Source organism: Candidatus Palauibacter sp. (genome assembly GCF_965197445.1).
In the GTDB taxonomy this organism is placed as follows: Bacteria; Gemmatimonadota; Gemmatimonadetes; order Palauibacterales; family Palauibacteraceae; genus Palauibacter.
In genome coordinates, this window is sequence record NZ_CBDANE010000003.1 from 587,522 (window position 1) to 603,985 (window position 16,464).

Below are 16,464 nucleotides of genomic sequence, written 5' to 3' on the forward strand. Positions count from 1 at the left end.
CTCAGAAGATCGGAAGCCTTCAGCGGGAGGCCTCCCGGGATCTGCGCCCGTCTCTCCTCTTCGGCGAACGTTCCGCAACTCGCCACGCCCAGCTGGAAGCGGCCTCGCGGCCCATATCTTCAAGATCAAAGCCTTCGGGTATTCTGTCTCCCACGTCGGCCTTTGTAATAAAGCGCGTAACGGGCGAAGCCGTGATTCCCAGTTCCCGCAGTGCATCGAGGACGCGCACTCCGAACCGGTTCCTGACGTCCGGGTCGATCTGGCCCACATCTCCTTCGTAGACCGACCAGATATCCACGACCTCATCGCCGTACCACGACTCGCGTCCCCGGACCCAGATGTCCGTGAACGTCACGTTCGGGAAGGTCTCGCACACCATGTGTTGGAGAAGTTCCCTGATCTCCGGCAGGTTTTCCTTGGTGATCGTGGGGATCAACGTCCCAACTCCATCACTTTCAGGTTCTCGTACGGCATACGGTCCGGCGCGGTCCATGGGGCGGGTTCCGGCTTCACCCTACTCACGTTCCATGGAACCCTCAACGTGCTCTCAACCGCCCCGTCTCCACCAGTTCGTAGACGGCCACGGTGGGGACGTCCAGTTCGTCGCGCTGGCGCAGGAGAACCCAGTCGCGGCCGGCGTCCAGGACGACGGCGTTGCTGGGCAAAGTGAGACGTCGGACCCACGCTCCGTCCCGGCCCAGAAGGTGCATTTCCTCTCCGGGGGCCCGCCAGACGAAGGTCTTGACCCACACGCCGCCGTCCGGCAGCGCGAAGAGCGCTTCGTACGCGGGGAAGCGGTCCGGCAGGTTATCCCGTATCTCCGGCCAGGAGTCCCGCTCGAAGTCCCGGCGGCGCTCGGGGTCGTCGTACCTGGCGAGCCAAGCTTCGCGGTAGATGTCCACGCGGTCGCCCGTGACTGTGAGGTCAGGGCCGGCCCAGCGGGCCGTGCGAGTCACCTGTCCGGTCCAGTCCACCCGCTCGAGTGCGTAGTCGTCCGCCGTCCCGTACCACACACCCGTGCCACCGGGCGCATACACCATGTCCTTCCCCCACCACCGCGGACCGCTTCCTTCGGCGTAGTGACGGGTACGCTCGGCGCCCGGGATCCCGGAGAGCAGCGTCGCCACGTTGTCGCCCTGAACCGACATGAGGGACATACTCGAGCGGTAGTGCTCGCCCACGGGTACGGTCTCGTCGTAGCTCTCGACGTCCGCGGGAATGGGCGTGAACACGAGGCGGTCATCCGGCGAACAGACAGGGTCCGAGTACGGGTACACGCCCTCCGAAGCGAGTGAGCGGGTAGCAATGAGGTTGCCGTCGAGATCCAGCTGCGTGACCCGATGGACACGCCAGTCGAAGACGGTCAGCGGCACTCCCGGACAGTGCCTCAGCAACCGGAGCCCCTGGTACTCCCCCGGCCCCTCGCCCGACCGCCCGCTGGTCCACATGTGCTGGCCGTTCGCGTCGTACCGGCGGATGTTGCTGCTCTGTTCGTCCGCCACGACGATGCTCCCGTCCTCGAGGCGAACCGCGCCCGTCACGTTGCCGAAGATGTATTCCACCGGGCCGTCCACGATGCCGATCCGCACCAGCGGCTCGGCGGCCAGGGTCAGGTCGGGGTCGCGAGCGGCTGCGCTCTCGACCACTTCCTGCCCGCTGGTGGGTGCGGCGATGAGGGCCGTGACAACGAACGCGGCGTGCCTGCCAAGGGTGATCACCGGATCGCCTCCTCGCCTCGCGATGTGCACGGGAGGCGCCCGGAGATCGCCCGGAACTTCCTCCGTTCGCACCGGAGACACGACATCCGGCCGCGGAGTTGTCAGACGCGTGGACTCGGACGCCTGGCCTCAGCCGCCTGGCCGGGGCTCGATACGCGAGCGGAACCAGTCGGCGATGGCTTCCTCGTCCAGCTTGCCGGAGGCTAGAGTCCACATGCTCTCCACGACTTCGTCTTCGGGCGCGATGAGGTCGAATCCGTTGAGGCCGAGAAAGATGACCGCCGTCAGAAACGAGATCCGCTTGTTCCCGTCGCGGAAGGGGTGGCCGGTGCCGATTCCGAAGGCGTAGCCGGCGGCCAGACGCGGCAGATCCGACTCCGGGTCGTACGTCCACTTCTGCCGCGCTCGCGCCAGAGCTGCCTCGAGGGCATCCTCGTCCCGGAGGCCGATCAGGCCGCCGTGCTCTCGAACCTGGTCGAGTTGGACGGCCTCAACGACCAGTCGGGGAACCCAGCGCGGCTCCGGTCGCGTCACTTCGCGAGTTCTCTCAACGCCCTCCGGTACCGCTTCTGAGCCTCGACTGCGATGGCCAGCCCCTCTTCCACATCCGGATCGTAGGGGCTCAACAGGATCCCGTTCGCCGTCTCGACCGCGAGCACTTCATCGCCCGCCTCGAGGTGGAGGCGTTGCGCCATATCCCGTGGCAGCGTGGCCCCGACGGACCCGCCCATTCGCCTCAGTTTCACGCTTCGAACCATGAATCCCTCCAAGTAGCACCTCAATGCTACGCTATTCCAGGCCGCTCGTTCCTGCAAGGTGAAGGTCGTATGATGAGACGGACTCCAGTTCACTCTTGGTGCCGAGGTTCAGATGCGTTCCCTTCCCGTCGCCCTCATCCTTCCCGTGGCAGTGCTCGCGCTGCCGCTGGACGCGCCGCTCGCCGCCCAGCAGCGGCCGCTCACGTTCATGGATGTTCAGGAGATGAAGCGCGCCGGCTCGTGGACGCCGAGTCCGGACGGGGCGTGGATGCTCTACACCGTCACCACCCCCGATTGGGAGGAAGCCGAGTCCCAGACCGACATCCACCTCGTGTCTCTGGACGAGGGCGTCTCGTCGAGCCGGCAACTCACCTACACCGAGGACAAGAACGAGACGAGTCCGACGTGGGGTCCGGACGGATCGTTTTTCCTCTTCTCCTCCAACCGGGACGGGGACGAGAACCAGCTCTACATGATGCGGCACGATGGGGGCGAGGCCCGGAAGATCACCGACGCGGAGGAAGGCGTCTCGGGGTTCGCCTTCAGTCCGGACGGGGGCTGGCTCGTTTATCGCTCCGGAGAGTCGAACCAGGAGCAGCTTTACCGGCTGCCGGCCGACGATCTCGCGGGGGCCGAGCCCGAGCAGATGACCGACGGCGAGGCGGGCGTCGACCAGTGGAACTTCGCCCCCGACGGGAGCCGCGTCTACTTCGCGCGTCCCGACGCGTTCGATGAGGATGAGAAGAAGCGGCGCGAGGAGGGATTCACGGTCGACGTGCGGAACGCGATCACGCCCCTCTCGAGCCTGTGGAGCGTCGACGTCGAGTCGGCCACCGAGGAGCGCCTGGCCGACGATCCGTCCTACAGCATCAACAACTTCACGATCTCCGATGACGGCCGCTGGATCGGGATCACCGGCGGCTCACCGGAGCGCTATGAGCGCAACATCACGGGGCAGCGGCTCTACGCCGATCTCTATCTCATGGAGGTGGCCACGGGCGAAATCGAGCGCTTGACCGACAACTACGAGGTCGGCGAGGGCGGGCTCAGCTTCTCCCCCGACGGCCGCTGGATCGCGTTCTCGGCGCCGGATGAGATGGAACGCTACTCCATGACCGACAACCGCGTGTACATCCGCGAAGTCGGAGACCGGGGCGGTGCGTTCCGGAAGCTCGGCGCGGACTTCGACCAGAGTTCGAGCGTCGGGTTCTGGTCGGAGGACTCGAACACGATCTACTTCAACGCCGGCGTGAAGGTGACGACGCAGCTGCACGCGCTCGACGTGGAGACGGGCGCGGTGCGGCAGCTCACCGACGAGCGGGCCGCGCTCTCCGTGTCCCGGGATGATGACACCGGCACCCTCCTCCTCAACTACAGCGATCCGAAGACCCCGCCCACCGTGTTCACCGTGGCGAGCGTGAACGATGTCCCGGACCGCTCGGCGTGGACCCAGCTCGTCGATGTGAACCCGTATGTCAGGGACATAGCCCTCGGGGAGGAAGCCGAGATCGACTGGCGTTCGTCTGACGGAAAGATGGTCGGGGGCGTCCTCGTCTATCCCGTCGGCTACGAGGAGGGGACGCGCTATCCGCTCATCGTCGCGATCCACGGGGGGCCGGCGTCGGCGGATGTCCTGCGCTTCAACGGCGGCTACAGCGCGCAGGTGTACGCGGGCGCGGGCTACGCCGTGCTCAAGCCCAACTACCGCGGCTCTCGCAACTACGGGAACGCGCACCGCACGGACATCGTCGGCGACTACTTCACGATGGGTTACGAAGACATCATGGCCGGCGTCGACTACCTGATCGACGAGGGGATCGTGGACGGCGACCGCATGGGCGCTCTCGGCTGGAGCGCGGGCGGCCACTGGTCCAACTGGATCCTCACGCAGACGGACCGCTTCAAGGCGATCAGTTCGGGCGCGGGGACGATGAACTGGATCAGCATGTATGCGCAGAGCGATGTGCAGCGGAACCGGCAGTTCTACGTGGGAGACGGCTTCCTGTACGAGGACTTCGACACCTACTTCGACCAGTCCCCGCTCAAGTACATCGCGAATGCGGTCACGCCGACCATGGTCCACGTCGTGGAGGGCGATCCGCGCGTCCCGAGCCCGCAGTCGGTCGAACTCCACATGGCGCTCAAGAAGCTGGGTGTGCCGACCGAACTGTTCATGTATCCCGGCCGCAGCCACGGGATTCCGGACCCGCGCAACCGGCTCGTGAAGGCGGTGAGCGAGATGGCCTGGATGGACTACTACGTGCGCGGGATCGGCGAGAACTTCCAGTGGCGCCAGGTCCTCGAAACGCTCGAGGGCGAGGAGGGCCCCACCGTGGTCTCGGAGCGCTAGGGCATGCTGAGGCGCCTGATCTGGCTGGGGGTCCGGATTGCCGCCGCCGTCGCCCTCGTTGTCGTAACCTGCGGTTACGCGATCACGGGGGTCCACACCGACGTGTTGCTCGGAGCGGGGTGTGGGGTTGCCGTCGGCGTGGGCGTCGGCCTGCGCGGGGGGTCAGGGAGCCGCCCGTGGACCGGCTTCCTGATCGGCTCGATGGTTGGCGTCGTCACGGCGTTCCTGGCCGGAGGGCTGAGTGTCGGCTGGGGCGTCATCATTCCGCCCCTTCTCCCTCTGGCGGTCGGCTTGATCGACGGTCTCGGCCGGTCGTCTCTCTCCGGGTATCGGGATGTGATCCGGGAGGCGTTCATCCTGGCCGTCCTGCTGAGCGTGGGGTTCATCCCCGCGCTGGTCGTGGGCGACGTCTCCCTGGCGCCGCTGGTGGCGGCGGTCCCGCTCCTGGCCATGCCCTGGACGGCGCTCTTGATCGGCCTCCTCAGCCGGCGCCGCGAGGGATGGGGGGACGCCCGGCCTCCCCGGCTGCTGGTCCTCGGCGCGGCTGCGCTGCCTGTCTTGATGGGGCTCCTGTTCGGGTTCGGCGTCGTACGGGAAGATGTGGGGCTGTCGGGCATCGCTCACGTCCTTTGGATCGTCCTCATCCTGATCGTCTCGCTCGTAGTGCTTCCGCTGACCGGGTTTCTCGTGGGGCGCGCCGCCGCCACCTGGCTGCGTCCGCGGCTTCAGGTGTACGGCCAGCTCGCAGCCTACCTGCGGGTCATGTGGGTCCCCATCGGCGGGTTCGCGGCCGGCTACCTGACGATCATCTTTCTCTTCGCGGGGTTCTACGGAACGCTGGAGCGTTTTCGCCCGGGTGCGTTCTCCGACGCCGGCACGGGGCTCGCCGACTGGGTGTCCTTCGCTTTCTTCACCGCACTTGCCCAGGACTACGCGGCCATCATCCCGGTGTCGACCAGTGCCCGAATGCTTGTCGGCATGCACCTGATCCTGTCGGTAGGCTGGGCACTCGTGTTGTTCGCGGCGGTGATGACCTCCATCGAGCCGAAGCTCGCCCGGATCGCGCGGCGACACGCGGACGACGCCAGCGACTGACCAACGTTGCTTCGGGCGTCGGTGTTTCAAGGCCGTCCAGACTCGCGAAGCCTTGCTGGGCGGGTGGGCGCCGAGACACTTTTTCGCCCGTTACGCCGCCGTGCGCGGCGGGCATATCGATGCGCGTTTCGATACGAGTAATGAGGTGACTCCTCTCCGGGAGATGAGATGAACAAGCGAACCCCTCTGGCGATGTTCGCCGCCGGGCTTCTTCTGTCGACCACGACTCCGGCGCTGGGCCAGGAGGTGATGCAGTCGGCGTACCACGATTACCGGCTCGTCCCCGTGGTGGAGGACCTTGTCCGCCCGTGGTCGATCGCGTTCCTCCCCGACGGCGAGATGCTGGTCACGGAGAAGGAAGGAAGGCTCCGCGTGGTCCGCGATGGTCTGCTCCTCCCCGAGCCCGTGAAGGGTGTGCCCGAGGTCGTGTCGGCGGGACAGGGAGGGCTCCTCGACGTCGTACCGCACCCCGCATTCGAGGACAACCGCCTCCTCTACCTCAGTTTCTCGAAGCCGAACGAGACGGAGCGCGGGACCACGGCGGTCATCCGCGGGCGGTACGAGAACGGGGCCCTCACCGACATCGAGGAGATCTTCCTCGCGGTCTCCGAGGGGCGGGGACACTACGGTTCGCGCCTCGTCTTCGACGGACAGGGACACCTCTTCATCACGGTGGGAGAGCGCCAGGCGTCGACGCGCGGTGACGTCTACGCCCACCCGGCGCAGGATCCCTCGAACCATCACGGCACCGTCAACCGGGTGTACGAGGACGGCGGGATCCCGGAGGACAACCCCTTCGTCGGCGACCCGAACATCCGCCCGGAGATCTGGAGCTACGGGCACCGTAACCAGCAGGGGATGGTCATCAACCCGGAGACGGGCGACATCTGGGCCACGGAACACGGGCCGCAGGGCGGCGACGAACTCAACCTCGTCCAGCCGGGACTCAACTACGGCTGGCCGGTCGTGGGTTACGGGGTGAACTACGGCTCGGGCACCGCGATCCATGAGGGGACCCACAAGGAGGGGATGGAACCCCCGGTCCACGTCTGGGTGCCGTCGATCGCGGTTTCCGGACTCCTCCTCTACACGGGCGACCGCTTCCCGAATTGGAAGGGGAACCTGTTCGCGGGCGGGATGGCCGGCGAGCAGTTGGCCCGCCTCGCGCTCGACGGGCAGCAGGTCGTGCGCGAGGAGACGCTCGTCCAGGGTCTCGGACGCATCCGCGATGTCCGGCAGGGTCCGGACGGGCTGATCTACATCGCCATCGACGGCCGGCGGGGTGAAGCGACCGCGATCCTGCGCATGGAGCCGGTCGAGACGCGCTAGGCGTCGGGCGGCTGCCGGATACGCGGTAAGCCGTACTCGATGGGGCTTCAGCCAGGGGCGACGGCTCGCCGGTAGGCTTCCGACAACGCCCGGGTGATCTCGCCCGGGCGTCCGCTCCCCACGGGCCGGCCATCCAGTTCGACGGTGGGGCGTACCTCCGTCGTCGTTCCGGTGAAGAAGATCTCCTCGGCTCCCCGGAGTTCGTCCACCGTGAAGGCGCGCTCCGGGGCGGGGATCCCCAACTCCTCGCACAGTTCGAGCGCGAAGGCGCGGGTCACGCCGTGCAGGATGTGGTTCGTAGCGGGAGCCGTCGTCACCTCGCCGCCGATGACCGCGAACACGTTATTGTGGGTCCCCTCCAGCACCATCCCCTCGCGGATGAAGATGGCGTCTTCGACCGCCGCCTCCACCGCCGCCTGCTGCGCGAGCACGTTGGGCAGGAGGCCGGTGGTCTTGATGTCGGCCCGGGCCCAGCGCTGGTCGGGGACGGTGATGGCCGCGAACCCCCGCTCCCAGCGTTCGGGCGTGGTCCGGACGAGTTCCTTCGCGAAGGCGTAGACCGTGGGCGCGACCGGCGCTTTCGGGAACGCGTGCGTACGCGGCGCCGCGCCCCGGGTCACCTGCATGTAGAACACGGAGAACTCCGCGTCGAGAAGGTCGTTCCGCGCCATGAGTTCGTCGCCCACGCCCCCGAGGGGGGTCACGTCGGCCTCGATCCTGAGTGTGCGCAGGCCCCAGGCGAGCCGCGCCAGGTGGCGCTCGATCAGGAAGCAACGGCCCGAGTACGCCGGCACCGCCTCGTACACGGCGTCCGCGAACAGGAATCCGCGGTCCTCCACGGACACGACAGCCTCGCCGATGGGGAGGTAGTCCCCGTTCAAGTAGACGATGATGTGGGCACCGATGTGGGCAACGCCTCCGTGCGCGGGAATCGTCGACGCGTCGGCCCGGCGCCGACCGCCCGGCCCATTAGATGTCCGCACCGGACGCCGGGGGGCAAGGTCAGGCCGGATCTGGTTCGCGCTCTCCAGCCGGGTTAGGGTTCCAGCAGGGGCCCCGGCCCACTCTTTTCTTCCGCACCCGGAGGAGGACTGATGCAGTATTCCCGGCGCTTCAGCGGCGTTCGCGCCGTCGCGTGGCTTGCAGCCGCGGTCATCCTGCCCATGGCGGTGCTTTCGGCGCCGACGGTGGCGGCGCAGGAGGCGAAGACCCTCTCCTACGGCGAGCCGGAGGACGTGGGCATGTCGCGTGCGGTCCTCGAGGGAGCGCTCGGCCTGTACCACGAGGCGGTGGAACGCGGAGATCTCGTGGGGGCTGTCGTCCTCATCGCCCGGAAGGGCCGGATCGTCCTCCACGAAGCGGTCGGGATGCGCGACAAGGAGCGCGGCCTGCCCATGGAACGGAACACGCTGTTCCGCATGGCGTCGAACACCAAGCCGCTGGTCGCCACCGCGATCGCCCAACTCGCGGAAGAAGGCGAACTCTCGTACGACGACCTCGTCCGCGAATACATGCCCGAGTGGGACAACTATCGGGCGGGCTTCATCACCATCGGCCACCTCCTGTCCCACAGCAGCGGGCTCCGGATCCCCACCCTCTTTCTGCAACCGCTGGGCGACGATCCGACCCTCCAGAGCGAATCGGCCCGCTTCGGCGCGATTGGAGCGGAGGTGACGCCCGGAGAGTCCTACGCCTACAACAACCCCGGCTACAACACGCTCGGGGCGCTGGTCGAGATCGCCTCCGGCCAACTGCTCGAGGATCGGTTGATGGCGAAGGTCTATGGACCGCTGGGGATGGAGGATTCCTACAACCACCGGGCCGAGCACCCTGTGGGCGGCAAGCTCGATCGCATGGGCGCCGTCTACTACCAGCGCGGGCCGGACGGGGATTGGGCTCCCGGCGGCACGCCCGGAGGACCCGTCGCCTTTCCGTTCGCGCGCGCGTCAGGCGGCATGATCTCGACGACCTGGGACTATGCGGTCTTCTCGCAGATGTTCCTCAACGGCGGCGTCTACGACGGCTCCCGAATCCTCGATCCGGAGTCCGTCGAGATGATGACCTCGCCGAAGATCCACATCGCCGGAGAGGGTGAGGACGCGAGCTACTACGCCTACGGCTGGCGGCTTGCGGACGGCACCTTCGGCCATGGCGGCTCGGACGGCACCAACGCGTGGCTCGATCCCGAGCGCGAGATCATCGGGCTCGTGTTCACTCAGACGCCGCGCGGGGACAATCCGCTCGAGCGCTTCCGCGAACTGGTGAACCTCTCGATCGACGGAAACTGACCGGCGGCGCTGCCCGCAGCCCGCTGGATGCTAGAGGTCGCGGTAGCCGACCTCGCCATGCTGGGTCAGGTCGAGACCCTCGAGTTCTTCGTGTTCCTCGACCCTCAGGCCGACCAGGAGATCGACGACCTTCAGGATCACCACACTGACGATGGCGGTGTAGACGACCGTGAATAGTCCGCCGAGGAACTGGACGCCCAGCTGCCGTGGCATGTCGAGGTTCGCCATCGATCCGCCGAACGTGGTGGAGGAGAACACCGCGAGCATCACGATCCCGACGAAGCCTCCCACACCGTGCACCCCCACGACATCCAGCGCGTCATCGTACCGGAACCTGAACTTCAGGGAGGTCGCCGCGACGTAGCCCAACGTGCCCGCGACGAGGCCTATCGCTATGGCCCCGACCGGTCCCACCGTGCCGGCGGCGGGGGTGATCCCGGCCAGGCCCGCGATCGCTCCCGTAGCGAACCCGAGGGCGCTGGGCTTCCCCACCCTGATCGTCTCGATCAACATCCACGTGAGGGCGGCTACGGAGGGAGAGATCTGGGTGACGACAACGGCCATCGCCGCCTGTCCGCCCGCGGCCAGAGCGCTGCCCCCGTTGAACCCGAACCAGCCGACCCAGAGCATCGCGGTGCCGATCAGCGTCAGCGTGAGGTTGTGCGGAGGCCCGATCGAATCCGGAAATCCCCGCCTCGCGCCGACCATGACCGCGGCCACCAGAGCGGCCGTACCCGCCGTGATGTGGACGACGGCGCCCCCGGCGAAGTCGATAAGCCCCAGGTCTCCCAGGAAGGATCCTTCTCCCGCCCAGACCATGTGCGCGATCGGCAGGTAGCAGAAGATGACCCAGAGGGCGGTGAAGAGGAGCATGGCCGAGAACTTCATCCTCTCGGCGAACGCCCCGATGATGAGGCCGGGCGTGATGATCGCGAATGTGAGCTGAAACGCGAAGAAGAGCACCTCGGGGATCGTTCCCGTCAAGCTGTCGGCGGTCACGCCTCTGAGAAACGCCTTGGAGAAGGTCCCCACGAAGGCGTGCAGGCCCGATTCGCCTGCGGCCATGCCGGTGGTGTCGAAGGCAAGACTGTAGCCGAACGCGGTCCATATCAGCGTGACGATCCCGGTGATCGCGAAACACTGGAGGAGCACCGACACGACATTCTTCCTGCGCACGAGGCCGCCATAGAAGAGGGCCAGCCCCGGGAGGGTCATGAACAGGATGAGCGCGGTGGACGTCAGCAGCCACGCGGTATCGCCGGAATCCGCCGTCTGTGCGGCGAGGGGTTCGGCGGCGACGAGAAGCAGCAGGCAGAAAGCGAGAAAGACGGAAAGCGGGAGCGACAGCGGACGGGCGACACTCAACATATTCCCTCCCCATGGGTCGAACCGTATCAGGTCACCTAATCGGGTCGGGGTACTATCCTACTCGCGGACTATCTCCCCCGGCTAGGGCGGAACCTTGTCGAACGGTTTTCACGCCGACGCCCGGCGGCGAAGCCATTCGACGGTGAGCAGGAGCGCGAGCGCGAATACGACCAGGAACGTGGCCACCGCGAGGATCGCGGGGCTGATCTGTTCACGGATCCCGGCCCACATCTGCCGCGGGATCGTCCGCTGCTCCAGCCCGCCCATGAAGAGCACGACGACCACCTCGTCGAAGGAGGTGGCGAAGGCGAACAGCGCGCCGGAGATCACTCCCGGCGCGATCAGCGGCAGCTGGACGGTTCGGAAGGTGTGGACGGGGCCGGCACCCAGGCTGGCGGCGGCGCGGGTGAGGTTGCGGTCGAAGGCCGACAGCGTCGCGACCACCGTGATGACGACGAAAGGCATTCCCAGGGTGGCGTGGGCCAGAATCAGCCCGAGGTGCGTCTGCCCGAGTCCGAGGTTGCTGTAGAAGAAGAACATCCCCGCGGCGGAGATGATCACCGGCGTGATCATGGGCGAGATCAGCAGCCCGGTGATGAAGCGGCGGCCCGGCATGGCGGGACTCGACAGCCCCAGCGCGGCGAGTGTCCCCAGCGCGGTCGCGAGCACGGTGGCGGAGATGCCGATGACGAGGCTGTTCGTCAGGCTGCGCGTCCACTGTTCGTTGCCGAGGACCTCCCGGTACCACCGCAGCGACCAGGCCTCCGGGTCCAGGCGCAGCATCCCTTCGGTGAAGGTGAAGTACGGCTCCGCGTTGAAGCTCAGGGGCACGATCACGATGATCGGCGCGATCAGAAAAACGAACACGAGGACGCAGAAGCCGAGGTAGGCGAAGCGGCCGAGTCGTGATTCCGTCACGGGTATCTCAACCCAGACTCATGCGCTCGACGCCGATGAGCCGGTCGTAAAGCAGGTAGAGGATGAGGACGCCGGCCAGCATCACGGCCCCGAGTGCCGCCGCCAGCCCCCAGTTCAGCGACGTCTGCATGTGATAGGCCACCATGTTCGAGATCAACTGGCCGCTGCTCCCGCCCACGAGGGCCGGCGTGATGTAGTAGCCGATCGCCAGGATGAAGACGAGAAGCGAACCCGCGCCGACGCCCGGCAGCGTCTGCGGCCAGTAGACGCGGCGAAAGGCCTGGGCCGGCGTGGCTCCCATGGAGGCCGCGGCGCTCATGTGCAGGCGCGGGATGGAGCGCATGACCGAGTACAGCGGCAGGACCATGAACGGCAGCAGCACATGGGTCATCGCCACGAGCGTGCCGGTCATGTTGTAGATCATGGAGAGTCGGCCGTCATCGCCGATGAGGCCGAGCGCCACGAGCAGGTCGTTGATGACACCCTGTGTCTGAAGGAGGACGATCCAGGACGTGGTGCGGACCAGTAGCGAGGTCCAGAACGGGACCAGCACGAGCGCGAGCAGCAGATTGCCCCGACGTGGCGGCGCGTGGGCGATGAGGTGCGCAATCGGATAGCCGAGGATCACGCACAGGCCTGTGATCGCCAGGCTCACGAGCAGTGTGCGCCACAGCAGCGGCAGGTAGATCCGCCGCTCCTCGGGTTGTCGGGCGACGGAACCGTCGGGCAGCCGTTGCAGGTCGACGGCGTTCAGGTAGTGACGAGCCGTGAAGCGTTCGCCCGTCGCCTGGATCGCGTGCCAGGTGGCGGGTTCGACCCAGGCCGAGTCGAGGCCGGCCATGACGTCGCGCCATGGGCCGCCCGTGGCATCCGGCAGGCCCCGGGCAGTCCGCGTGAACATACTGCGCAGTCCACTCTCCAGCCGGTTCACGCGACCGGCAACCTGTCCCAGCGTTCTCGCCTCGCGCGCCACCTCGAGTTCCGCCGCGATGGCTTCGTAGGCGGCCTCCGGGGGCAGCCCTTCGCCGTCCCATCCTCGGAGCGCCGCCAGAGTCTCGGGCAGGGCAGCGGCCACCACCGGATCGTAGACACTCCGGAGCAGCATCGTTCCCAGTGGGGCGAGGAAGGTCACGCCGAGGAAAACGAGCAGCGGAAGGACGAGCGCGAGCGCCCGCAGTCGTTCGCTCACGGTATCAGCGCGCGAGCCAGGCGCTGAAGCGCTCGTTCAGTTCGTCCTGATTGTCCACCCACCACGACCAGTCGTTCCGCAGGGCGCGCGCGATGTTCTCGGGACTCGTCGGCATGTGCGGCGCCATCTCCACGCCCGTCGCCAGGTGGGTCGTGACGAGCGGCTCTCCCGAACGGCGGGCGGGTCCGTAGGAGATGCGGCGCCCCATCGCGGCCAGGGATCGTGCCGTCGTCGCGAAGCTGAGGAAGCGGAGGGCGTCGTCCAGTCTCGGTGTCCCGGCCACGACGCTGAGCTGACCGTAGTCGAGCAGCTGGCCGTCCCACACGATGACGAACGGCTGGTCCTCCAGGACCTGGGCGTTGAAGATGCGGCCGTTGTAGGCCGTACCCATCACGACTTCTCCATCCGCCAGCATCTGCGGCGGCTGCGCGCCCGCCTCCCACCAGATGACCTGATCCTTGATCGTGTCGAGCTTGTCGAAAGCCCGGTCCAGCCCTTCCGGCGTATCCAGCGTGGCGTACACCTCCTCGAGCGGCACGCCGTCGCCGATGAGGGCAAACTCCAGATTGACCTGCGGTACACGGCGCATTCCCCGGCGTCCGGGGAACTTCTCCAGGTCGAAGAAGTCGGCCATGGTCGAGGGCTTCTCGTCGCGGAAGAGGTCGGCGTTGTACGCGTACACGGTGGAGTAGAACAGCATCCCGGCCCCGCACTCCCCCTGCATCTCGGAATAGAAATCGTCCTTGGCCGGAGTCCCGTCCGGGGCGGGCGGCAGCATCTCGATGTCGATCGGCTCCAGCAGGCCTTCGTCGCAGCCGCGCATCGCGTCGGCCATCTCCAGATCGACGACGTCCCAGTAGACGCTGCCGACATCGACCTGTGCCCTTATCTGGGCCAGGCCGCCGTTGTAGTCCTCCATCGCCACCCGGACGCCCGTCTCCTCGCTGAAGGGGGTCTGGATGCCGTCCGCATACGCCCGGCCGTACGACCCGCCCCACGAGACGACGGTAATCTCCGGTCCTTCGGGCGCCTGGCTGGGTCCGCGGGCGAGGATGAAAACAAGCGCCGCTGCGCCGACCGTGGCGAGCACGGCGTCGCGTACCCAGTGGATCGGGCGTCTGTTCTTCATGCGTGGCTCTCCTCTTCCTCTTCGAAGTTCAGGGCGCGGCAGTCGTTGACGGTCCAGCCGATGTGGACCGTGTCTCCCACCACCATGGCGCCGTGTCCCACGATATTCGGAATCTTGGCGACGAGGTCGCGTCGTCCACAGGCGGCCAGACGTATCCGAAGATGGTCGCCGAGGAAGGTCATGTCCTCGACCGTGGCCTCGATTTCGTTGTGGTAGAGACCCTTACGGGGGTTGATGGCGATCCGCTCGGGGCGGATCGAGAGCGTGACCATGTCGCCGGGCTCGCAGGGGGCGATCTGGATCGCGCGAATCCGCTCGTCGCCGGCGTCGACTTCGCAGAGATCGTCCTCGATGCTGGCCACGCGGCCATGGAGCCGGTTGTTCTCTCCTATGAAGCGGGCGACGAACGCGCGCTCCGGCTCCTCGTAGAGCCCCTCCGGCCCGGCGATCTGCTCGATCCGACCGCGGTTCAGCACGGCGATCCGGTCCGACATCACCATCGCCTCCTGCTGGTCGTGGGTGACGTAGACCACGGTCACGCCCAGGCGCTGGTGGATGGAGCGGATCTCGTACTGCATCTCCTCGCGCAGGCTGCGGTCCAGGGCGCCGAGCGGTTCGTCCATCAACACGAGGCCGGGTTCGAAGACGAGGGCCCGGGCGATCGCGACTCGTTGCTGCTGTCCACCCGAGAGTTGGCCGGGTCGCCGGTCCTCCAGGCCGGAGAGGCGCACGAGGCTCATGGCGCGCTCCACCCGCTCCCGCCGCTGCGCTTCGGGGATGCCGCGCACATCCAGCGGGAACGCGAGGTTCGCGCCGACGGTCATGTGCGGGAAGAGCGCGTAGTTCTGGAAGACCATTCCAATCCCCCGTTTGCGGGGCGGGAGGTCCTGAACGGAGCGGCCGCCGATCCGGATTGCGCCGGAAGTGGGTGTCTGGAATCCGGCCAGCATCATGAGGATCGTCGTCTTCCCCGAGCCCGACGGACCGAGCAGGGTCACGAATTCGCCCTTCCCGATGCCGAGGGTCAGATCGTCCACGACGAACGTGCGACCGTCGTAACTCTTGCTCACGCCTTCGAACTCGACATGCATGGCGCCGTTGGTGCTGTCAGCGGCGCTGGGACCGGCATTCATCTGGCGGTCTTGCCTTTCGAACCGGAATATGGACAGGGACAACGGTCGCGTAGGCCGGGCAACTTGAAGTGACCGACGCGAAACCGCGAGGGCACGCTGTGAGCAGGAGGAACCGATGACGCAGAGGAATCCGATACTGGTCCGGACAACGTGGGCTGCCTGTCTGCTGGGTTCCCTCGCACTCGTCGCGATCGCGAGCGGTGCGGAAACGGACGCGGATCCCGTGGAACCCGTGCGGGTCGTCCCGGACGCGGCCTCGGCCGCCCAGGCGTTCATCTCGCTGCTCGATGAAGACGCGCGGGGGAAGACGCTTTATGCATTGGCTGACGAGGAGCGCTTCGACTGGCACTTCGTCCCCAGGACACGGAACGGCCTGCCGCTACGGGACATGACCGGAGAGCAGCGGTCCGCCGCCTACGATCTTCTCCAGTCGGCGCTGAGCAGCCAGGGGTACCTCAAGGCCAGCGCGGTCATTGAGCTGGAGCGGATTCTCGGCCTGCTGGAAGGCCGGCCCGAGCGACGTGATCCGGAGAACTACTACGTCACCATCTTCGGCGAGCCCTCCACGGACGAACCCTGGGCCTGGCGCTTCGAGGGACACCACGTGTCGTTCAACTTCGCCTCACCCTCGGGACAACTCACCGTAACGGGGCCCGCTTTCCTGGGCGCAAACCCGGCGCGCGTTCCATCGGGGCCGAAGGCCGGCTGGCGACCGCTGGGCCGGGAAGAAGACCTGGCCCGCGCGCTGGTGCTCAGCTTTACCGCCGACCAGCGCGAGCAGGCCACGATCGCCGCCGAAGCGCCAAGCGACATCGTCACGGGCAACGACCGCCGGGCTCGACTCGATGCGTTCGAGGGCCTGCCGGCTGACGCGATGACCGAGGCGCAGCGCGCGATCCTGTACGACATCGTGCACGAGTACGTCGGCAACACGACGACCGACTTCGAATGGATGATGCGCATCCAGACCGAGATTCCGGCGAGCGACATCTACTTCGCGTGGGCTGGGCCGACGGAGCCGGGGGCGGGACACTACTATCGCATTCACGCCCCCGTATTCCTGATCGAGTACGACAACACGCAGAATGACGCGAACCACGTCCACTCGGTGTGGAGGGATCTGGAGAACGATTTCGGGGGCGACGCCCTCGCCCGGCACTACGAGGAGTCAGACCACCACTAGCGTCCG

Annotated in this window: 15 protein-coding genes; 5 read left to right on the top strand and 10 right to left on the bottom strand. The window is 67.0% G+C overall.

The genetic code is table 11. The features are described from left to right. Window positions 1-19: 19 nt before the first annotated feature. From ACN9M6_RS03290 to ACN9M6_RS03305, 4 genes are all read right to left on the bottom strand, one after another. Window positions 20-436 carry a hypothetical protein gene (locus tag ACN9M6_RS03290; protein ID WP_419161481.1) on the bottom strand — a complete coding sequence of 139 codons (417 nt, stop codon included), beginning with the start codon at window positions 434-436 and terminating at the stop codon, window positions 20-22. A gap of 100 nt (window positions 437-536) precedes the next feature. Beyond that, complete coding sequence (locus ACN9M6_RS03295; protein WP_419161482.1) at window positions 537-1,718, bottom strand: hypothetical protein; 1,182 nt, start codon at window positions 1,716-1,718, stop codon at window positions 537-539. Between the two features lie 129 nt (window positions 1,719-1,847). Continuing rightward, the gene (locus ACN9M6_RS03300; protein WP_419161483.1) at window positions 1,848-2,252 is read right to left on the bottom strand and encodes a type II toxin-antitoxin system death-on-curing family toxin; all 405 of its coding nucleotides are present in this window, start codon (window positions 2,250-2,252) and stop codon (window positions 1,848-1,850) included. After that, the gene (locus ACN9M6_RS03305) at window positions 2,249-2,476 is read right to left on the bottom strand and encodes an AbrB/MazE/SpoVT family DNA-binding domain-containing protein (RefSeq protein ID WP_419161484.1); all 228 of its coding nucleotides are present in this window, start codon (window positions 2,474-2,476) and stop codon (window positions 2,249-2,251) included. Before ACN9M6_RS03305 ends, ACN9M6_RS03300 begins: the two co-directional genes overlap by 4 nt. Window positions 2,477-2,588: 112 nt before the next feature. Between ACN9M6_RS03305 and ACN9M6_RS03310 the strand changes: the two genes are divergently transcribed. The 3 genes from ACN9M6_RS03310 (at window position 2,589) to ACN9M6_RS03320 (ending at window position 7,250) form a co-directional block, all read left to right on the top strand. Beyond that, window positions 2,589-4,826, top strand: a complete 2,238-nt coding sequence (locus tag ACN9M6_RS03310; protein ID WP_419161485.1) for a S9 family peptidase — start codon at window positions 2,589-2,591, stop codon at window positions 4,824-4,826. Between the two features lie 3 nt (window positions 4,827-4,829). Continuing rightward, complete coding sequence (locus ACN9M6_RS03315; protein ID WP_419161486.1) at window positions 4,830-5,921, top strand: hypothetical protein; 1,092 nt, start codon at window positions 4,830-4,832, stop codon at window positions 5,919-5,921. 168 nt (window positions 5,922-6,089) lie between these two features. Then, window positions 6,090-7,250, top strand: a complete 1,161-nt coding sequence (locus ACN9M6_RS03320; protein WP_419161487.1) for a PQQ-dependent sugar dehydrogenase — start codon at window positions 6,090-6,092, stop codon at window positions 7,248-7,250. Between the two features lie 47 nt (window positions 7,251-7,297). On the opposite strand, the gene ACN9M6_RS03325 is transcribed toward ACN9M6_RS03320, so the two are convergent. Beyond that, on the bottom strand, window positions 7,298-8,233 hold the full coding sequence (locus ACN9M6_RS03325) for an aminotransferase class IV (protein WP_419161488.1): 936 nt from the start codon (window positions 8,231-8,233) through the stop codon (window positions 7,298-7,300). A 111-nt stretch (window positions 8,234-8,344) separates the two neighbouring features. Here ACN9M6_RS03325 and ACN9M6_RS03330 point away from each other — a divergent pair, with 111 nt between their 5' ends. Continuing rightward, complete coding sequence (locus tag ACN9M6_RS03330) at window positions 8,345-9,538, top strand: serine hydrolase domain-containing protein (RefSeq protein ID WP_419161489.1); 1,194 nt, start codon at window positions 8,345-8,347, stop codon at window positions 9,536-9,538. Window positions 9,539-9,568: 30 nt separating this feature from the next. On the opposite strand, the gene ACN9M6_RS03335 is transcribed toward ACN9M6_RS03330, so the two are convergent. From ACN9M6_RS03335 to ACN9M6_RS03355, 5 genes are all read right to left on the bottom strand, one after another. Further along, a complete protein-coding gene (locus ACN9M6_RS03335) occupies window positions 9,569-10,906 on the bottom strand; it encodes an ammonium transporter (RefSeq protein WP_419161490.1) in 1,338 nt (445 codons plus the stop codon). Window positions 10,907-11,014: 108 nt separating this feature from the next. Continuing rightward, window positions 11,015-11,830, bottom strand: coding sequence for an ABC transporter permease (locus ACN9M6_RS03340; RefSeq protein WP_419161596.1), 816 nt, complete (start codon window positions 11,828-11,830; stop codon window positions 11,015-11,017). A gap of 1 nt (window position 11,831) precedes the next feature. Beyond that, window positions 11,832-13,013: an ABC transporter permease gene (locus ACN9M6_RS03345; protein WP_419161491.1), complete on the bottom strand. Its 1,182-nt coding sequence runs from the start codon at window positions 13,011-13,013 to the stop codon at window positions 11,832-11,834. 4 nt (window positions 13,014-13,017) lie between these two features. Next, entirely contained in the window at window positions 13,018-14,142 is a 1,125-nt protein-coding gene (locus tag ACN9M6_RS03350; protein ID WP_419161492.1) for an ABC transporter substrate-binding protein, read from the bottom strand. Next, window positions 14,139-15,275, bottom strand: coding sequence for an ABC transporter ATP-binding protein (locus tag ACN9M6_RS03355; protein ID WP_419161493.1), 1,137 nt, complete (start codon window positions 15,273-15,275; stop codon window positions 14,139-14,141). Before ACN9M6_RS03355 ends, ACN9M6_RS03350 begins: the two co-directional genes overlap by 4 nt. A 115-nt stretch (window positions 15,276-15,390) precedes the next feature. Here ACN9M6_RS03355 and ACN9M6_RS03360 point away from each other — a divergent pair, with 115 nt between their 5' ends. Further along, the gene (locus ACN9M6_RS03360; protein WP_419161494.1) at window positions 15,391-16,458 is read left to right on the top strand and encodes a DUF3500 domain-containing protein; all 1,068 of its coding nucleotides are present in this window, start codon (window positions 15,391-15,393) and stop codon (window positions 16,456-16,458) included. The last annotated feature ends 6 nt before the right edge of the window (window positions 16,459-16,464 follow it).